General features: G+C 64.2%; 13 protein-coding genes and 1 pseudogene. 10 read left to right on the top strand and 4 right to left on the bottom strand.

The genetic code is table 11. The features are described from left to right. The first annotated feature begins 4 nt into the window (after positions 1-4). The 4 genes from kdpB to V3H56_RS08265 all read left to right on the top strand — a co-directional run bounded on the left by kdpB (position 5) and on the right by V3H56_RS08265 (position 6,195). Positions 5-2,053: a potassium-transporting ATPase subunit KdpB gene (kdpB, locus tag V3H56_RS08250; RefSeq protein ID WP_338474777.1), complete on the top strand. Its 2,049-nt coding sequence runs from the start codon at positions 5-7 to the stop codon at positions 2,051-2,053. A gap of 63 nt (positions 2,054-2,116) precedes the next feature. Beyond that, positions 2,117-2,662 (top strand): potassium-transporting ATPase subunit KdpC, encoded by a 546-nt coding sequence (gene kdpC / locus V3H56_RS08255; protein WP_047737560.1) that lies wholly within the window; start codon positions 2,117-2,119, stop codon positions 2,660-2,662. A 128-nt stretch (positions 2,663-2,790) separates the two neighbouring features. Continuing rightward, positions 2,791-5,442, top strand: a complete 2,652-nt coding sequence (locus V3H56_RS08260) for a sensor histidine kinase KdpD (protein WP_338474441.1) — start codon at positions 2,791-2,793, stop codon at positions 5,440-5,442. Between the two features lie 54 nt (positions 5,443-5,496). Beyond that, positions 5,497-6,195, top strand: a complete 699-nt coding sequence (locus V3H56_RS08265; protein WP_047737555.1) for a response regulator — start codon at positions 5,497-5,499, stop codon at positions 6,193-6,195. A gap of 168 nt (positions 6,196-6,363) precedes the next feature. Here V3H56_RS08265 and V3H56_RS08270 read toward each other — a convergent pair whose 3' ends face one another. Continuing rightward, the gene (locus V3H56_RS08270; RefSeq protein WP_042728337.1) at positions 6,364-7,401 is read right to left on the bottom strand and encodes a patatin-like phospholipase family protein; all 1,038 of its coding nucleotides are present in this window, start codon (positions 7,399-7,401) and stop codon (positions 6,364-6,366) included. Positions 7,402-7,607: 206 nt separating this feature from the next. Here V3H56_RS08270 and V3H56_RS08275 point away from each other — a divergent pair, with 206 nt between their 5' ends. The 3 genes from V3H56_RS08275 to V3H56_RS08285 all read left to right on the top strand — a co-directional run bounded on the left by V3H56_RS08275 (position 7,608) and on the right by V3H56_RS08285 (position 9,729). Further along, a complete protein-coding gene (locus V3H56_RS08275) occupies positions 7,608-7,898 on the top strand; it encodes a hypothetical protein (protein ID WP_042728340.1) in 291 nt (96 codons plus the stop codon). A 126-nt stretch (positions 7,899-8,024) separates the two neighbouring features. Next, entirely contained in the window at positions 8,025-8,786 is a 762-nt protein-coding gene (locus V3H56_RS08280; RefSeq protein WP_042728336.1) for a CHAD domain-containing protein, read from the top strand. Positions 8,787-8,931: 145 nt separating this feature from the next. Continuing rightward, the gene (locus V3H56_RS08285) at positions 8,932-9,729 is read left to right on the top strand and encodes an acyl-CoA thioesterase domain-containing protein (RefSeq protein ID WP_042728335.1); all 798 of its coding nucleotides are present in this window, start codon (positions 8,932-8,934) and stop codon (positions 9,727-9,729) included. A gap of 18 nt (positions 9,730-9,747) precedes the next feature. On the opposite strand, the pseudogene V3H56_RS08290 reads toward V3H56_RS08285, so the two are convergent. From V3H56_RS08290 to V3H56_RS08300, 3 genes and pseudogenes are all read right to left on the bottom strand, one after another. Beyond that, positions 9,748-9,960, bottom strand: a pseudogene (locus V3H56_RS08290) (terminase); the annotation flags it as partial. Positions 9,961-10,245: 285 nt separating this feature from the next. Beyond that, a complete protein-coding gene (locus tag V3H56_RS08295) occupies positions 10,246-11,727 on the bottom strand; it encodes a methyl-accepting chemotaxis protein (RefSeq protein ID WP_042728334.1) in 1,482 nt (493 codons plus the stop codon). Positions 11,728-11,934: 207 nt separating this feature from the next. Beyond that, entirely contained in the window at positions 11,935-12,744 is an 810-nt protein-coding gene (locus V3H56_RS08300; RefSeq protein WP_338474442.1) for a TatD family hydrolase, read from the bottom strand. Between the two features lie 231 nt (positions 12,745-12,975). On the opposite strand from V3H56_RS08300, the gene V3H56_RS08305 reads away from it, so the two are divergent. The 3 genes from V3H56_RS08305 to V3H56_RS08315 all read left to right on the top strand — a co-directional run bounded on the left by V3H56_RS08305 (position 12,976) and on the right by V3H56_RS08315 (position 15,542). After that, positions 12,976-14,397, top strand: coding sequence for a transglycosylase SLT domain-containing protein (locus V3H56_RS08305; protein ID WP_123578578.1), 1,422 nt, complete (start codon positions 12,976-12,978; stop codon positions 14,395-14,397). A 98-nt stretch (positions 14,398-14,495) separates the two neighbouring features. After that, positions 14,496-14,930 (top strand): DoxX family protein, encoded by a 435-nt coding sequence (locus V3H56_RS08310; RefSeq protein ID WP_042728331.1) that lies wholly within the window; start codon positions 14,496-14,498, stop codon positions 14,928-14,930. A 303-nt stretch (positions 14,931-15,233) separates the two neighbouring features. Then, entirely contained in the window at positions 15,234-15,542 is a 309-nt protein-coding gene (locus tag V3H56_RS08315; protein ID WP_024618163.1) for a hypothetical protein, read from the top strand. Positions 15,543-15,545: the final 3 nt, after the last annotated feature.

The following is a 15,545-nucleotide window of genomic DNA, read 5'->3' on the forward strand; positions in this document are numbered from 1 at the left end:
GAATATGCCGATGAGCAAAGCCGTCGTCGCCAAGACGTCGGAACCCCTGAAAACCAACTTCTCGTCCTTGTGGCGACCGGCGCTGGTGCAAGCGTTCGTCAAGCTTGACCCGCGCCAGTTGCACCGGGCCCCGGTGATGCTGGTGGTGGAACTGACCGCCATCCTCACCACCGTGCTGTGCTTCGTTCCCGACACAGCGGTGCCGACGTTCGTCGCCGTGCAGATCGCCCTGTGGCTGTGGTTCACCGTACTGTTCGCCAACTTCGCCGAAGCCTTGGCCGAGGGGCGCGGCAAGGCGCGAGCCGACAGCCTCAAGGCCGGCAGCGAAGGCCTGAGCGCACGGCGCCAGACCGCCAACGGATTTGAAGTGGTGCCCGCTACCCGTCTGCGCAAGGGCGACGTGGTGCGTGTCGCGGCCGGGGAGATGATTCCCGGGGACGGCGAGGTGATCGAAGGCATCGCTGCCGTCAACGAGGCGGCGATCACGGGTGAATCGGCGCCGGTGATCCGCGAGTCCGGCGGCGATCGTTCGGCGGTCACCGGCAACACTCGGCTGGTCTCCGACTGGTTGCTGGTGCGCATTACCAGCAACCCTGGCGAGTCCACCCTGGACCGCATGATCGCCCTGGTGGAAGGGGCCAAGCGCCAGAAAACCCCGAACGAAGTGGCGCTGGACATCCTGCTGATTGGCCTCACGCTGATCTTTCTGCTGGTGGTGGTGACGCTGCAACCCTTCGCCCATTTCGCCAACGGCAGCCTGCCACTGGTGTTCCTGGTGGCACTGTTGGTCACCCTGATTCCCACCACCATCGGTGGGCTGCTGTCGGCCATCGGTATCGCCGGCATGGATCGGCTGGTGCGCTTGAACGTGATCGCCAAGTCCGGTCGCGCGGTGGAGGCGGCGGGGGACGTGCATGTGCTGATGCTGGACAAGACCGGCACCATCACCTTTGGCAACCGACGCTGTGCCGCGGTGCATGCCGCCCCTGGGGTGAGCGCCAGGGAGTTGGCCGAAGGTACGCTGTTTGCGTCGCTGGCCGACGATACGGCCGAAGGCAAGTCTATCGTCGAGTATCTGCGAGGCCTGCATCCGCTGCCCGAACCTGGCCTCGAGTCGCTGACCGCCGTGCCGTTCAGCGCCGAAACGCGCTTGTCCGGGGTCGATTACCAAGGGCGCATTTATCGAAAGGGCGCCGTGGATTCGCTGCTGGAGTTCATCGGTATGCCACGCAGCGAGTTGCCGGCGGCATTGGCCCGGGAAGTCGACAAAATCGCTCAGAGCGGTGGCACGCCGTTGCTGGTGTGCATGGACGGCAAGCTGCTGGGTGTCATTCATCTCAAGGACGTGGTCAAGCCAGGCATTCGCGAACGCTTCGCCGAGTTGCGCAAGTTGGGCATCCGCACGGTGATGGTGACGGGGGACAACCCGCTGACCGCCGCCGCGATTGCCGCAGAGGCAGGCGTCGACGACGTGCTGGCCGAGGCCACGCCGGAGAAAAAACTGGCGCGCATCCGCCATGAGCAGAATGACGGTCGGCTGGTGGCGATGTGCGGCGACGGTGCCAACGACGCCCCGGCCCTGGCCCAGGCCGATGTCGGCATGGCCATGAACGACGGCACCCAGGCGGCGCGGGAAGCCGCCAACATGGTCGACCTCGACAGTGACCCGACCAAGTTGCTGGACGTGGTGCAGATCGGCAAGGAATTGCTGGTGACCCGTGGTGCGCTGACGACGTTCTCCATCGCCAACGACATCGCCAAGTATTTCGCGATCCTGCCGGCGCTGTTCGCCTCGATTTATCCACAGCTCGGCGTGTTGAACGTGATGCACCTGAGCAGCCCGCAAAGCGCGATTGTGTCGGCCATTGTCTTCAACGCCCTGATCATCGTGGTGCTGATCCCCCTGGCCTTGCGCGGCGTACGGGTGCAAGCGGCGAACGCGGCGGCCTTGTTGCGGCGCAACCTGCTGATCTATGGCCTGGGTGGGATCGTGGTGCCGTTCGTGGGGATCAAGCTGATCGACATGGCGTTGACGGCGTTGAGGCTGGTTTGAGGTGACTGCACTTCTGGCAGGCGCCCTCGCCACACCTGTGTGTTCTGATTCGAGGAGTTTGAAATGTCCACTCTGATACGCCCGGCCCTGAGCCTGATTCTGCTGATGACCCTGGTCACCGGTGTCGCTTACCCACTGGTGGTCACGGGCGTGGCGCAAGTCGCGTTTCCCGCCCAGGCCAACGGCAGCCTGGTGAGGGATGCCGAGGGCAAGGTCCGCGGCTCGTTGTTGATCGCCCAGGACTTCACGGGCGACGCCTGGTTTCATCCACGGCCATCGGCCGCGGCCTTCGCCACGGTCGCCAGTGGCGCGAGCAATCTGTCACCCAGCAATCCGGCCCTGGCGGCACGAGTGATCGCCGACGCCGAGAAGTTGCAGGTGCCCGGCGCAGGCCCGGTGCCGCTGGCGCTGCTGACCACCTCCGGCAGTGGCTTGGACCCGCACTTGCCACCGAGCGCAATTGCCTATCAACTGGCGCGTGTCGCTGCGGCGCGCAACCTGCCGGTCTCGACGCTGGAGCAACTGCTCGATGCCCATGTCGAGCAACCCCTGGTGGGGCCGCCGGTGGTGAATGTCCTGGCGCTGAACCTGGCGCTGCAAAAGCTGTAAACCCTGTGGGAGCGAGCTTGCTCGCTATGGCTTTGTATCAGTCGGCCTGAGTGGCGACGGTCCCACCGCCATCCCGAACAAGCTCGCTCTCACAAGGGCTTGATTAATGCCTGAACGAGACCCCCAACATGAGCGATTCCGGCCGCGCCGACGCACTGTTAGCCCATCTACCGCGCAACGGCCGTGGCCGGCTCAAGGTCTTTCTTGGCGCGGCGCCCGGCGTCGGCAAGACCTACGCCATGCTGCAAGCGGCCCACACCCAACTGCGCCAGGGCGTGAAGGTGATTGCCGGTGTGGTCGAGACCCACGGACGCAGTGAAACCGAAGCGCTGTTGGGCGGCCTGCCGCAGCAGCCGCTGGTGCGTTCGGAGTATCGCGGCGTGATGCTTGAGGAGATGGACCTCGACGGTCTGCTCGCGGCCCGGCCGGCCCTGGCCCTGGTGGATGAGCTGGCCCACAGCAACGCCCCGGGCAGCCGCCACCTCAAGCGCTGGCAAGACATCCAGGACCTGCTCGCCGCCGGTATCGATGTCTACACCACCGTCAACGTCCAGCACCTGGAAAGCCTCAACGACCAGGTGCGCGGCATCACGGGCGTGCAGGTGCGCGAGACGCTGCCGGACTGGGTCCTGCAGGAGGCCGACGAGTTGCTGCTGATCGACCTGCCGCCGCGCGAGCTGCTGGAGCGCCTGCGCGATGGCAAGGTCTACGTACCGGAACAGGCTCGCGCGGCCATCGACGCCTTCTTCACCCAGACCAACCTGACCGCCTTGCGCGAGCTGGCCATGCAGACCGCCGCTGCCCAGGTCGATAACGATCTGGCCCAGGGCTATCGACAACTGGGCCAGGCCGCTCCGGCTGTGCGTGGGCGATTGCTGGTGGGCGTGGACGGTGACCTCCAGGCGGAGCGTCTGGTACGCCACGCCAGTCGCGTCGCCCAGCGGCGGCATTTGCCATGGAGCCTGGTGCACGTGGACAACGGCAGTCTCCGCGACGAAGCCTCGCGCCAGCGCTTGCAGAATGCCCAGCAACTGGCCGAACGCCTGGGTGGCGAAGTGGTGCTGCTGCGGGCCGCGGAGGTGGCTCGGACACTGATCCAGCATGCCAGCGAACGTCGCGCCACACTGTTGCTGGTGGGCCAGTCCAGCCCCCGTCTGCGTCGACGTTGGCTGGGCGGTGGCCTGGCCTCACGGCTGCTGCGCGATGCCCGAGGCCTGGAAATCAACGTGCTGGACGGCGACGAACAACCGCGCCCGGCTCGTGTGCGTTCAAGCCGCGTGCAGACCGGCTTCGATTACGTGCTGGCATTGGTCGCGACAGTCATGGCCAGTGCCCTGGCTTGGGGGATCTCGGGGGTGTTGGCGTTGCCCAATATTTCCCTGGTGTTCCTGATGGCGGTGTTGCTGGTGGCCGTGCGCAGCAGCCTCGGCCCGGCGCTGGCTTGCGCGGCGCTGTCGTTCCTGGCCTACGACTTCCTGTTCATCCCGCCCAATTTTTCCCTCACCATCCAGCGCGAAGAAGACGTGCTGACCCTGGTGTTCTTTCTCTTGATGGCCGCGTTGACCGGCAACCTGGCCGCCCGCCAGCGTCGCCAGTTGCAGGCGCTGCGCGACACCCAGCAGGAAACCAGTGAACTGCTCGACCTGTCGCGCAAGCTCACCGCCGCTACCGATCGCCAGGCCGTCATCAGCGCCGCCACGCAGCACCTCGGTGGCGGGCACGACTTGCAACTGTGCCTGCTCAACCGCGACGGCCAAGGTCACTGGAAGGTCGAGAGCGGCGAACCGCTGACGTTCACCGAAGCCGAACGCGCGGCCGCCGATTGGTCCTGGCAGCACGATCAACCGGCCGGCGCCGGCACTGGGACGTTGCCATCCGGACGCTGGTGGTGGTGGCCGCTGTCGGCAGAGGGCGGCCCGCTGGCCTTGCTGGGTGTGTGTCCGATGGAAGGCGCGCAGCTCAGTGGCCAGCGCCGCCGTTTGCTGGCGGCCCTCAGCCAGCCATTGGCCCAGGCGCTGGCCCGGGCACAATTGGCCCAGGACCTGGAAGCGGCGCGCCTGCACGGGGAAACCGAACAGTTGCGCAGTGCCTTGCTGGCGTCGGTGTCCCATGATTTGCGCACACCGCTGACCGCCATGCGTGGCAGCATCGACAGCCTGCTGGCGCTGGGCGAGGCGATCCCGCTGGAGGACCGCCGCGAATTGCTCGAAGGGACGCGCGATGAGGCCGAACGACTGGACCGCTATATCCAGAACCTGCTGGACATGACCCGCTTGGGGCACGGCGCGCTGAAACTGGCGCGCGATTGGGTGTCGCCGGCCGATATCGTCGGCAGTGCCCTGAACCGCCTGCGCGCGGTGTTGGCGCCCCTGGCGCTTGCGGTTGAAGCCTCGCCTGAACTGCCGTTGCTGTACGTCCATGCGGCGCTGATCGAGCAGGCGCTGGTGAACGTGCTGGAGAACGCTGCGCGTTTCTCGCCGGCCCATGGGCGGCTCCGGTTGAGTGCCGGGGCGACGGACAGCGAGGTGTTCTTTGCCGTCGCCGATGAAGGGCCGGGCATTCCCGAAGAGGAGCGGGAGAAGATTTTCGACATGTTCTACACCGCTGCCCGTGGCGACCGCGGCGGGCAGGGCACCGGGCTGGGGTTGGCGATCTGTCAGGGCATGGTCGGCGCCCATGGTGGGCGCATCAGCGTGGGTGATGGCCTGGACGGGCGCGGCACCTGCATCACTTTGCACCTGCCGTTGCAGACGCAACCGGGCCTGGACGATGAAGCCTGAGCGGCCCTGCGATATGCTTGCCGCTTGCTACCCACCCAGCGTTGAACGAGCCCCATGAACCAGACCGCGACCCTCTTGGTCATCGATGACGAACCGCAGATCCGCAAGTTCTTGCGTATCAGCCTGGCCTCCCAAGGCTACAAGGTGTTGGAGGCCGGCACGGGGGCGCAAGGGCTTGCCCAGGCGGCGCTGAACAAGCCCGATTTGCTGGTGCTCGACCTGGGGTTGCCGGACATGGACGGCCAGCAGGTGCTGCGGGAGTTGCGCCAATGGTCGACGGTGCCGGTAATGGTGCTCTCGGTGCGAGCCAGCGAAGCGCAGAAGGTCGAAGCGCTGGACAACGGCGCCAATGATTACGTGACCAAGCCGTTCGGGATCCAGGAATTCCTCGCCCGCATCCGCGCCCTGTTGCGCCAGGCCCCGGCCGGGGCGCCTGAGGAAGCGGCGCTGCGATTCGGCCCGCTGACGGTGGACCTGGCCTACCGACGGGTGTTGCTGGATGGCGCCGAGGTGGCCCTGACCCGTAAGGAATATGCGGTTCTGGCGCAGTTGGCGCGGCACCCGGGGCGGGTCATCACCCAGCAGCAACTGCTCAAGGACATCTGGGGCCCGACCCATGTCGAAGACAGCCATTACCTGCGGATCGTGGTCGGTCACCTGCGCCAGAAACTGGCCGACGACCCGACCCGGCCTCGCTTCATCGCGACCGAGGCGGGGGTGGGGTATCGGTTGTTGGGGGAGGGTGGGCCTTAACCCATCGGGCTTCAGTCAAACGCCGTTGTGGCGAGGGGATTTATCCCCGCTGGGCTGCGAAGCAGCCCCAAACCAGGCCTTGGAGTGGAGCAGAACGATTGAGGGGGTGCGCTTGGCGCCCCAGCGGGGATAAATCCCCTCGCCACCAGAGCGTGGCGATGATCATATCTATTTCTGCTCATTCTCATACCGATCCAGCGTGTCGCTGGCAATCTCCCGCCCCAGCGCGATCAGCTCCGGGGCCTTGTAGAACTCGAAGAAACGGCACACCCGCTTCGGCACGTTGATCAGTACATCCGGCGGATAACCGGCAATCTTGTACTGGGCCAATGACGTCTGCATCACCTCGAAACTCTGGTTGATCAAATCCAGCAACGAGGCCGGACCGACGTTGTCGATGATGAACGAACCCGTGGCGGATTTCGGCGCGCCTTCGGCCTCGGGCGCCGCGGCCGGTTGCTGGCCTTCGGGTTCCGCCGATTCCAGCCAGGGATTGATCTCGGCCGCCTCGGCCTTCAGCGCCTCCTGTTCCAGCAGCAACAGTTGCTCGGCCTGCTTGCGGCGAAACGGCAGGCGCGAACCCAGCGAGCTGACGAGGGTGTCGAAGCGTCGCCGGAACGCGGCGGGGCGCTGGATGACCGGGAGCTTGTACTGCTTCTGGTTGGTGGCGTTGAGGTTGACCGCGATGATCAGGTCGCAATGGCTCGACACGACCGGCACGATCGGCAGCGGGTTGAGCAGGCCACCGTCCACCAGCATGCGGTTGCCCTGCATCACCGGGGTGAACAGACTGGGGATGGCCGCCGAGGCACGCATCGCCTGATGCAGGCAGCCTTCCTGGAACCAGATTTCCTGCTGGTTGGTCAGGTCGGTGGCGACGGCGGTGTAGGGAATGCGCAGGTCTTCGATGTTGAGTTCGCCGACGATCTTGCGGATCTGGCCGAAGACTTTCTCGCCGCGAATCGCTCCCAGGCGAAAGCTCACGTCCACCAGCCGCAGGACATCCAGGTAGTCGAGGCTTTCAATCCAGTGGCGGTAATCCTTGAGCTTGCCGGCGGCATAGATCCCGCCGACCACCGCGCCCATCGAACAACCGGCGATGCAGGCAATGTCGTAGCCACGTCGTTCGATTTCTTCGATCACCCCGATATGGGCATAGCCCCGGGCGCCGCCCGATCCCAGTACCAATGCGACACGTTTTGTCATGACCCGGCCTCTTGTCGAACAGACTTCAACAATGCACTGATCAGCGGCTTGGCTCAATCGTTGTGGCGCAGGCGTCGTTTTTTGACACGCCGCCGTGGCATTTGCGTATGCTCGCCCACGCTGGAATATACGCGGCTGGCCTCGGCACTTTTTGCCGGCGAAACCGTCTTACCTGCACGACTGTTTACCTGACTCGAGGTGTAATGATGAAAGCCCGGATCTGCCTTCCCCTGGTAGCTTCCCTGATGGTTCTGGCCCTGACCGGTTGCGCGGCCAAGACCGCTTACCGTGACAGCTGCGGTACCCAGCTCGATGCCGCCTGGCATGAACTGGACCTGGCCAAGGCCGAAGGCTTTGCCGGCACCGTCAGCTACTCCAAGGCCCTGTCGCTGTTGACCGGCGCCAAGACCCAGCAACAATTCGAAGCGTTCGAAGGTTGCTCCAAAAAAGCCGAGAAGGCGCGCTTCTACATTCGTGAGTCTCGCGCTGGCCGTTGAGCCCCGCGAATCCATTACAGGACGTTAAAAGCAGCGACAAGCGATGGGTTGCAGGCTACAAGTGAAGGGCGCACCGTGTTCCTCACTTGTAGCCCGCAGCGCTAAGCTGCTTACGGAGTAGTGTCCATGATCGATCGGCTGGTGGCCCGGATACTGGGCCTGGAAGTCCGCCTGCTGGCCTGTCAGGCCCGCCTCAATGCCCATACCGACAGCGAAGCGCTGCATGACCTGCGGACCACCGTCCGCCGCCTGCGCAGCCTGCTTCGTCCGCTGCGTGGCTTGCCCGGGGTCGAACAGCTGGAAACCGCCGCTTCCGCGGTCGGCACCCTGACCACGCCGTTGCGCGACCGGGAAGTCCTGGCGGCCTACCTCGAACAACATGGCCAGGTCGAGGCGGCGCGCCGCCGCCGGGCGCTGATGGCCGACGCGTACCCCAGCGTGGCCGGCAGCCCGGAGCTGGGCCAGTTGCTGATGATCCTCGATGCCTTTCCTCGCTTCATTCGCGCTGCCCAGCGGGAGGGGCTGCTCAAGGGCTTACGCAAGCGCATCGAAAAGCGCCTGGACAAACAATGGCAAAAACTCGGTGAAGCTTTGCGCGACCCTGCCCATGACCGTCACCGGTTGCGCCTGCTGATCAAGCGCGTGCGCTACGCCCTCGAAGCCTACCCTGAACTCGACCGCTTGCCCGAGGCGGCCATGCCACGGCTCAAGTCCGCCCAGGGCGCGCTGGGTGACTGGCACGACTGCTGGCAATGGCTGGCCAGGGCCGAGGAAGAGGCCGACCTGCGATCCTGCGTGCCCACCTGGCAGCGCACGATGGAAAAGGCCGAGGCCAAGTCCGACAGGGTGCTCGATAAGCTCATTGCGAGCTGCTTCGAAAAATCCTGAGTTTCCCTGTGTGGGGGCGAGCTCGCTCCCACTGATTCAATAGCGGCGGCTTATCTGCCAGTCTCTTTGGCCGGAATGAGCGCTGTGCCGCTTGCCGGCGCTGGTTAAGATCCCTTCATCTCTTTTCCCTGCTTTCGAGGTCGTCATGCGCTTTTCCGATTTGATCGATGCCGTGCGCCGTCAACCAGAGGCCGTCACCATCGCGCCTGAATGGGGCCAGGGGCGCGCCACGTTTGGCGGGTTGGTGGCGGCGTTGCAGTATGAGGCGATGCGTGCCCGGGTGCCGGCGGATCGCCCGGTACGTTCACTGGCGATTACGTTTGTCGGCCCGGTCGAACCGGATGTGCCGGTCAGCTTTGAAGTCGATGTACTGCGCGAAGGCAAGGCGGTGAGCCAGGTGTTGGGGCGCGCCGTGCAGAACGGCCAGGTGGTGACGGTGGTGCAGGGCAGTTTTGGTGCCTCGCGTTCTTCCGTGGTGGCGGTTCAGGCCGACCCGGCACCGGAGTTCAAGAGCGTGGAACAGTGCCAGGAGCTGCCTTACGTCAAGGGCGCTACCCCTGAATTCATGCGTCACCTGGCCATGTGCTGGAGCGTCGGTGGCTTGCCGTTCACCGGCAACACATCCCGCAGCATGGGTGGTTGGGTGCGTCTGCGCGGTGATGTTAAGGAAGAACCGTTGAACGAGAGCCACATCCTGGCGCTGGTGGATGCCTGGCCACCGGCATTGCTGCCTCATCTCAAGCAAATGGCCCCGGGCAGCACGTTGACCTGGACCATCGAGTTTGTCCAGCCGTTGCTGGAGCTGACGACCCTGGACTGGTGCAAGTACCTGGCCGAGATCGACCATGCCCAGGATGGCTACGGCCATGTCGCCGCCAAATTCTGGAGCGCCGATGGCCGCTTGATCGCCTTGAGCCGGCAGACGGTGACGATTTTCGCCTGAGGCGATGGATCACGGATGGTGGCGCTGCAACCCCAATGCGGCGACCACGCCGATGGTGCCGATGGCGATGTCCGCCGCGCTGGCACTGAACACCCCGGACACAAGCAGCAGGAACGCAATGATGAACAGCGGCACCGCCATCAGGTGCAACACCTGGTGGGTCGGTTGGCGGTCAGGGGCGGGCCAGGTGCGCCATTGCCAAGCGGGTAAGTGAGGGTGACGTTTGCCCATGATGCATGTCCTTGAGTTCACGAAATCGAATAACCCAAGAATAGGCCCGGCCGGGTGAAGCGGCGAATCGCGCTTGGCTATCGGTGTGATAGGCGCTATCGCTTGTGTGGGCAGCGCTCTGGTTTAAAGGCCGGAACGGTTCCTGTGGCGAGGGAGCGCGCTCCCGCGGGTCCGCGAAGCGGGCCCAACGTGAGGGCCGGGATTATCTGGCCGGCAGAGCAGGGGGCGCTGCGCACCCCAGCGGGAGCAAGCTCCCTCGCCACAGAAGCTTGGACGGGCTGTGGCCTAAAGCTTCAACTGCCCGATCGCTTTGTTCAACTCGCCCGCCAGGGTCGCCAGCTCATGGCTGGTGGTGGCCGAGTCGACGGTTTGGCGCACGGTGTTTTCGGTGACGTCGCGAATACTCACCACCGCCCGGTTCATGTCCTCGGCAACCTGGCTCTGCTGTTCGGCCGCGACGGCGATCTGGGTGTTGCTCTCGCGCATCTGGGCCACGGCGGCGGTGATCTGCGCCAACGCATCGCCGGCCTCGCGGGCCTGTTGCACGCAGTCGTCGGCCTTGTACGAGCTCTCCTGCATGAAGTCCACGGCGTCCCGTGTGCCGGCCTGCAGGGCCACGATCATGGTGGTGATTTCGTCCGTGGAAATCTGCACCCGCTTGGCCAGGTTACGGACCTCGTCGGCCACTACGGCAAAGCCCCGTCCCATTTCTCCGGCCCGTGCCGCCTCGATGGCAGCGTTCAACGCCAGCAGGTTGGTTTGTTCGGCAATGCTGTGGATCACACTGACCACGCCACTGATCTTCTGGCTGTCTTCGGCCAGGCGCTGGATCATCTCGGCGGTCTGTTGCACCCCCGAGGACAGCCCGGTGATCGACTGCTGAACGCGGCTCACCACGTCATGACCGTTGCCGGCCAAGGTGTCGGCGGTCTTCGACAGGTCACGGGTGGCGCTGGCGTGCTGGGCGATGTGGTAGACCGTGGCAGACATCTCGTTGATCGCCGTGGCGGCCTGGTCGGTCTCGCTCTGCTGGCCGAGCATGCCGTGGCGCACGTCGGTCATGCTCGACGCCAGGCGTGCCGCGCCGGTGTCCAACTGCCGAGCCGTGCTGGCGACGGTGTCCACGACCCGTTGATAACCGGCCTGCATGGCATTGAACGCGGCCGCCATCTGGCCCACTTCATCCTTGCAGGCCAAGGGGACGCGGGCGGACAGGTCACCGGTTTTTTCCACGTGCAGCATGACGTCCTTCAGCGTGTTGAGCTGGCTGAGCAGGAAGCGGATCAACAGTTGCGAGGCCCCCAGCATTGCCAGCATCAGCACGAATACCGCCACGGCGTATTGGCTGAAGCGTTCGCCAAACACCTGGCCCAGGCTGACGCCATGGGCCAGGATGGCCAGTTGTTGGCCGTCGCCGCGCCGGATCACTTCGGCGCCCAGCAGCGGGTCATCGCCCAACAGCGGGCTGGCATCCAGTTCGACCCAGCCGTTGGCTTGCGTCAGTGCCGGCAGCGGCTGTTCATTGAACACCGGTACCTGGTCGCGCTGGAGCGCCAGGACGGTGCCGACCTTGGGCAGCGCCTGCCCGGCCGGCCAGGCGCCCAACAGGTACGCCTGGGCCTGGGCATTGGCCTGGGCCGCATGATTGCGCGCCTGCTGTTCAAGGTGCACTGCGTAGAGCACCAGCAGCAGGGTGGTGACAAAGGCGACCGCGTTGACCGCCCAGAATTTGTACTTCAGTGAGATATTGCTAAGCCAGGCACCCATGGAAGGTCTTCTCTGATAGCGGAAACAGTTTTGGCAAGGTGCCATTATTGTGCCGCTCCCCCAGGGCTGGGAGGTTGATGTGGGTCAACAGACACCCCGAAACCCTCTGTGGGAGCGGGCTTGCTCGCGAAGGCTGTGGGTCATTCACAGCAGGATGAACGGGTCTAGTGCATTCGCGAGCAAGCCCGCTCCCACACAGAGGTGTGTTTAAACCGATAGGACGGGCAATCCAAAAAACGCCCGTGCGCACGCAGTGGTATGGGCCGCCAGGTCTTCCGGGGTTTCGCCACGGTGTACGGCCACTTCCCGTAGCACCTCGGTCAGATAGGCCGGTTCGTTCCGGCCGTTTTTCGGCTTGGGCCGCAGCGTGCGCGGCAACAGGTATGGCGCGTCGCTTTCGAGCATCAGGCGGCCGCGAGGGATGTCGCGCACCAACGGATGCAGGTGCGTGCCCCGGCGTTCATCACAGATCCAGCCGGTGATACCGATGTGCAGGTCTAGGTCGAGGTAGTTGAACAGGGCCTTTTTTTCACCGGTGAAGCAGTGCACGACGGCGGCCGGCAACCGGTCGCGAAAATCCCGCAGGATGTCCAGCAGCCGCTGGTTGGCGTCACGCTCGTGGAGGAACACCGGCAATTGCAGTTGGACCGCCAGGGCCAGGTGCTCTTGCAGCACCTTCTCCTGCTGCGGCCTGGGGGAAAAGTCGCGGTTGAAATCCAGCCCGCATTCACCCACCGCCCGCACGCGGTCGTGGCTCAACAGGTCCTTGAGGTGCCTGGCGCTGTCGGCGGTCCAGTCGCTGGCGCTGTGGGGGTGAATGCCGGCAGTGGCGAACAGATGCTCGCCGCGCTCATCCAGGCGCTCGCACAGTGCCAGGGCCTGTTCGCTGCCCTCGATGCTGGTGCCGGTCAAGACCAGTTGGCAGACCCCCGATTCATAGGCGCGGTCGAGCACTGCCTGATGTTTATCGGCAAAACTGGGGTTGGTCAGGTTGACGCCGATATCGATGAGTTGCATGGTGCTACCTCGGCCCAAAGGCCGGAAAGCATATCAGAGCTGTAGATTTATAAGAAAAGCCAAGAACTACAACGAGTTGTGGCTGTCTGTTGAGGCCGCGAGACAGGTCGGGTTGGTATAAGCGCTATCACTGTGCCAGTCTTTCGCACTTTTCAGCGCCCCAAGCGCTCTGTTTCTGTCGGCCCCGGCCTCGTTTTCGAGGCGGCCGGCAGTGTTCCTTCCGGAGAGTGGATGACACGTCCCCAGGCGTTGCTACTGCTGTGTTGCTCGCTGCTCTTGCCGATCCCGGCGGACGCGCGGCTGCCTGGGCCGGTGCAGGTCGTGGCGCCGGGCACCGTGCGCGACCTGGCGCAAATCCGCAGCAGCCGGGTGCTGAAGGTGCTGGTCAACCAGAGTCGCAACAGCTCCGGCGAAGTCCAGGGCCAGCCCATCGGTGTCGAATACCACCGGTTACGCGCCTTCGAGCAGTACCTCAACGGTCACGCCCGGGACGGCCAGGAAATCACCCTCAAGATCATCCCCAAGGCCAAGGATCAGTTGCTCGGTGCGTTGCAGCGTGGCGAGGGCGATCTCGTGGCCCCCGGCGAGCTGCTCGAGCCCCTGGCCAGCCATGCGGTCAGCCCCAGCGATCCGATCCGCAGCGATGTGCCATTGCTGCTGGTGGGCATCAAGGGTGAGAAGCGCTACAACCGCGTGGAACAACTTTCCGGTAAGACCCTGGCCCTGCCCAACGGCAGTGCGGCGGGGGATGCGGTGAGCCAGATCAACCAGAAACTGGCCCTGCTCAAATTGCCGCCGGTGAAAATCGAATGGGTCGACCCGACCCTGGCGGTGGAAGATGTGCTGGAGATGGTCCAGGGCGGGATTTTCCATCTAACCATCGTCGAGCAACCCATTGCCGAACGCTGGGGCAAGATTCTTCCCAAGTTGCGCTTCGACCGCCAGGTGCTGATCGGCGAGCCCGGCGATGAATACTGGTTCGTGCGTCGTGATGCCGCCATGCTCCGGGCTAGCATCGACCGGTTCCTGGCGACCTACAAGGTGCCGGACAACCAGGACGCAGCGTTCCTGCGCATCTACCGGCGGCTGTACCAGGTTCACTATCCGCTGGCCCGCGCCGATCGCCAGCGCCTGGAGAAGCTGCGTCCGGTGTTGCAAAAACATGCCGAGGCCCAGGGCATGGACTGGCTCAACCTGGCGGCCCTGGCCTTCAAGGAGTCAGCCCTGCAACCCAGCGCTCGCGGGAGCGGTGGCCCCACCGGGCTGATGCAGATCACCCCGTCGGCAGCCCAACGGGTGGGGGTGGACAACATCCAGAACCTCGACGCCAACGTGCAGGCGGGCGCCAAGTACCTGGCCATGATTCGCCGCAAGTTTTTCGCCAGCCCCAAGCTCAATGAGCGCGAGCGCATGGCATTCGTCCTGGCCGCCTACAACATGGGGCCGGAGCGCGTCCAGGGCATGCGCGCCGAAGCCCGGCGACGGGGGTTGAATCCCAACCAGTGGTTCTTCCAGGTCGAGCGCATTGCCATGGAGCAGGTGGGAATGGGCGCCGTCAGCTACGTTAATAGCGTGAACAAATACTATTTGGCTTTTGATCGGGAGCGAGAGTCCCTGGAGCCGAACGGGCAGAAGGTCGCTTTACGGAAATGATCAATTAAATTGATTGGTGTGTCGCAATTTTTGCGCTTTTAGCACAAGTTTTTTTGATTAATATGGCGTCCAACCACCACACATCTAGGGATGAACCCATGAGCTCGCTGATCAACAAAGTAATGTCCACCCGTGCCGGCTACGGCCTGACTGTCCTGCGTATTGCCGTCGGCATCATCTTCGCCGCGCACGGTTCGCAGAAGCTCTTCGGCCTGTTCGGCGGCTACGGCCTGGCTGGCACGGCGCAATGGATGGAAAGCATTGGCCTGACCCCTGGCTACCTGATGGCGACATTGGCCGGCGGTACCGAGTTTTTCGCCGGGCTGGCGCTGATCATCGGCCTGCTGACCCGTCCGGCGGCACTGGGCCTGGCCTTCCTGTCACTGGTGGCGATTTTCTCGGTGCACATTGGTAACGGTTTGTTCATGGCCAACAACGGCTATGAGTTTGCCCTGGCGTTGTTGGCGGGCAGCGTTGCCATCCTGGTCGAAGGCGCTGGCAAACTGTCGGTGGATCGAGCCATCGCCGGCTGATGCTCAACTGAAAACAAAGGCGCTTTCCTTTTTCGAGGAAAGCGCCTTTTTCTTTTGCGGCTGACAGCCGCCATGGTCGTGCCGCTCCCGCAGGGTGACCCTGCCGCCGTTCTTGACACCGCCCGGTCAGCTTCTCTAGGATGCCGCTCATGCGCCGATTTAAACAGCTACTTGCGGGGCGCCAGGTGACTCATCCAGTTGCCGACAGAAGCCGGGTTACGTGGCTTCGAAGTACCGCTAAAGCGCTGGTTCGGTGTTGCCTCTCACCTGCCATGCAGACTTTTGAGGCAGAGACACGACACGATGAATGCACCCAGCCCCCTTGTACGTCTTGCGCCCATCACGGCGAACCTAGTGCAACGCAACCCGAAAATCCTCCTGGGTGGCACCCACCAGCCCACGTTGCTGCGCTACCTTGACGGCTGGCCGCGACGTAACCACGGGCCGGCCGCTTTCCTGATCCAGTTTGTCGAAGACGGTGAATCCTTGGCGCGTTTCGCCAATGACAGTTTCGACCTGGCCGTTATCCAATCACCCAGCGCGGCGGACGCCCCCGAGATGATCCGGCAACTGACCCGTGTCGCGCGGCAGGGGCTGATTACCCGCCGTTGAGGT

The sequence above is a fragment of the Pseudomonas sp. MS646 genome (assembly GCF_036693845.1).
Classification (GTDB): Bacteria; Pseudomonadota; Gammaproteobacteria; order Pseudomonadales; family Pseudomonadaceae; genus Aquipseudomonas; species Aquipseudomonas chlororaphis_E.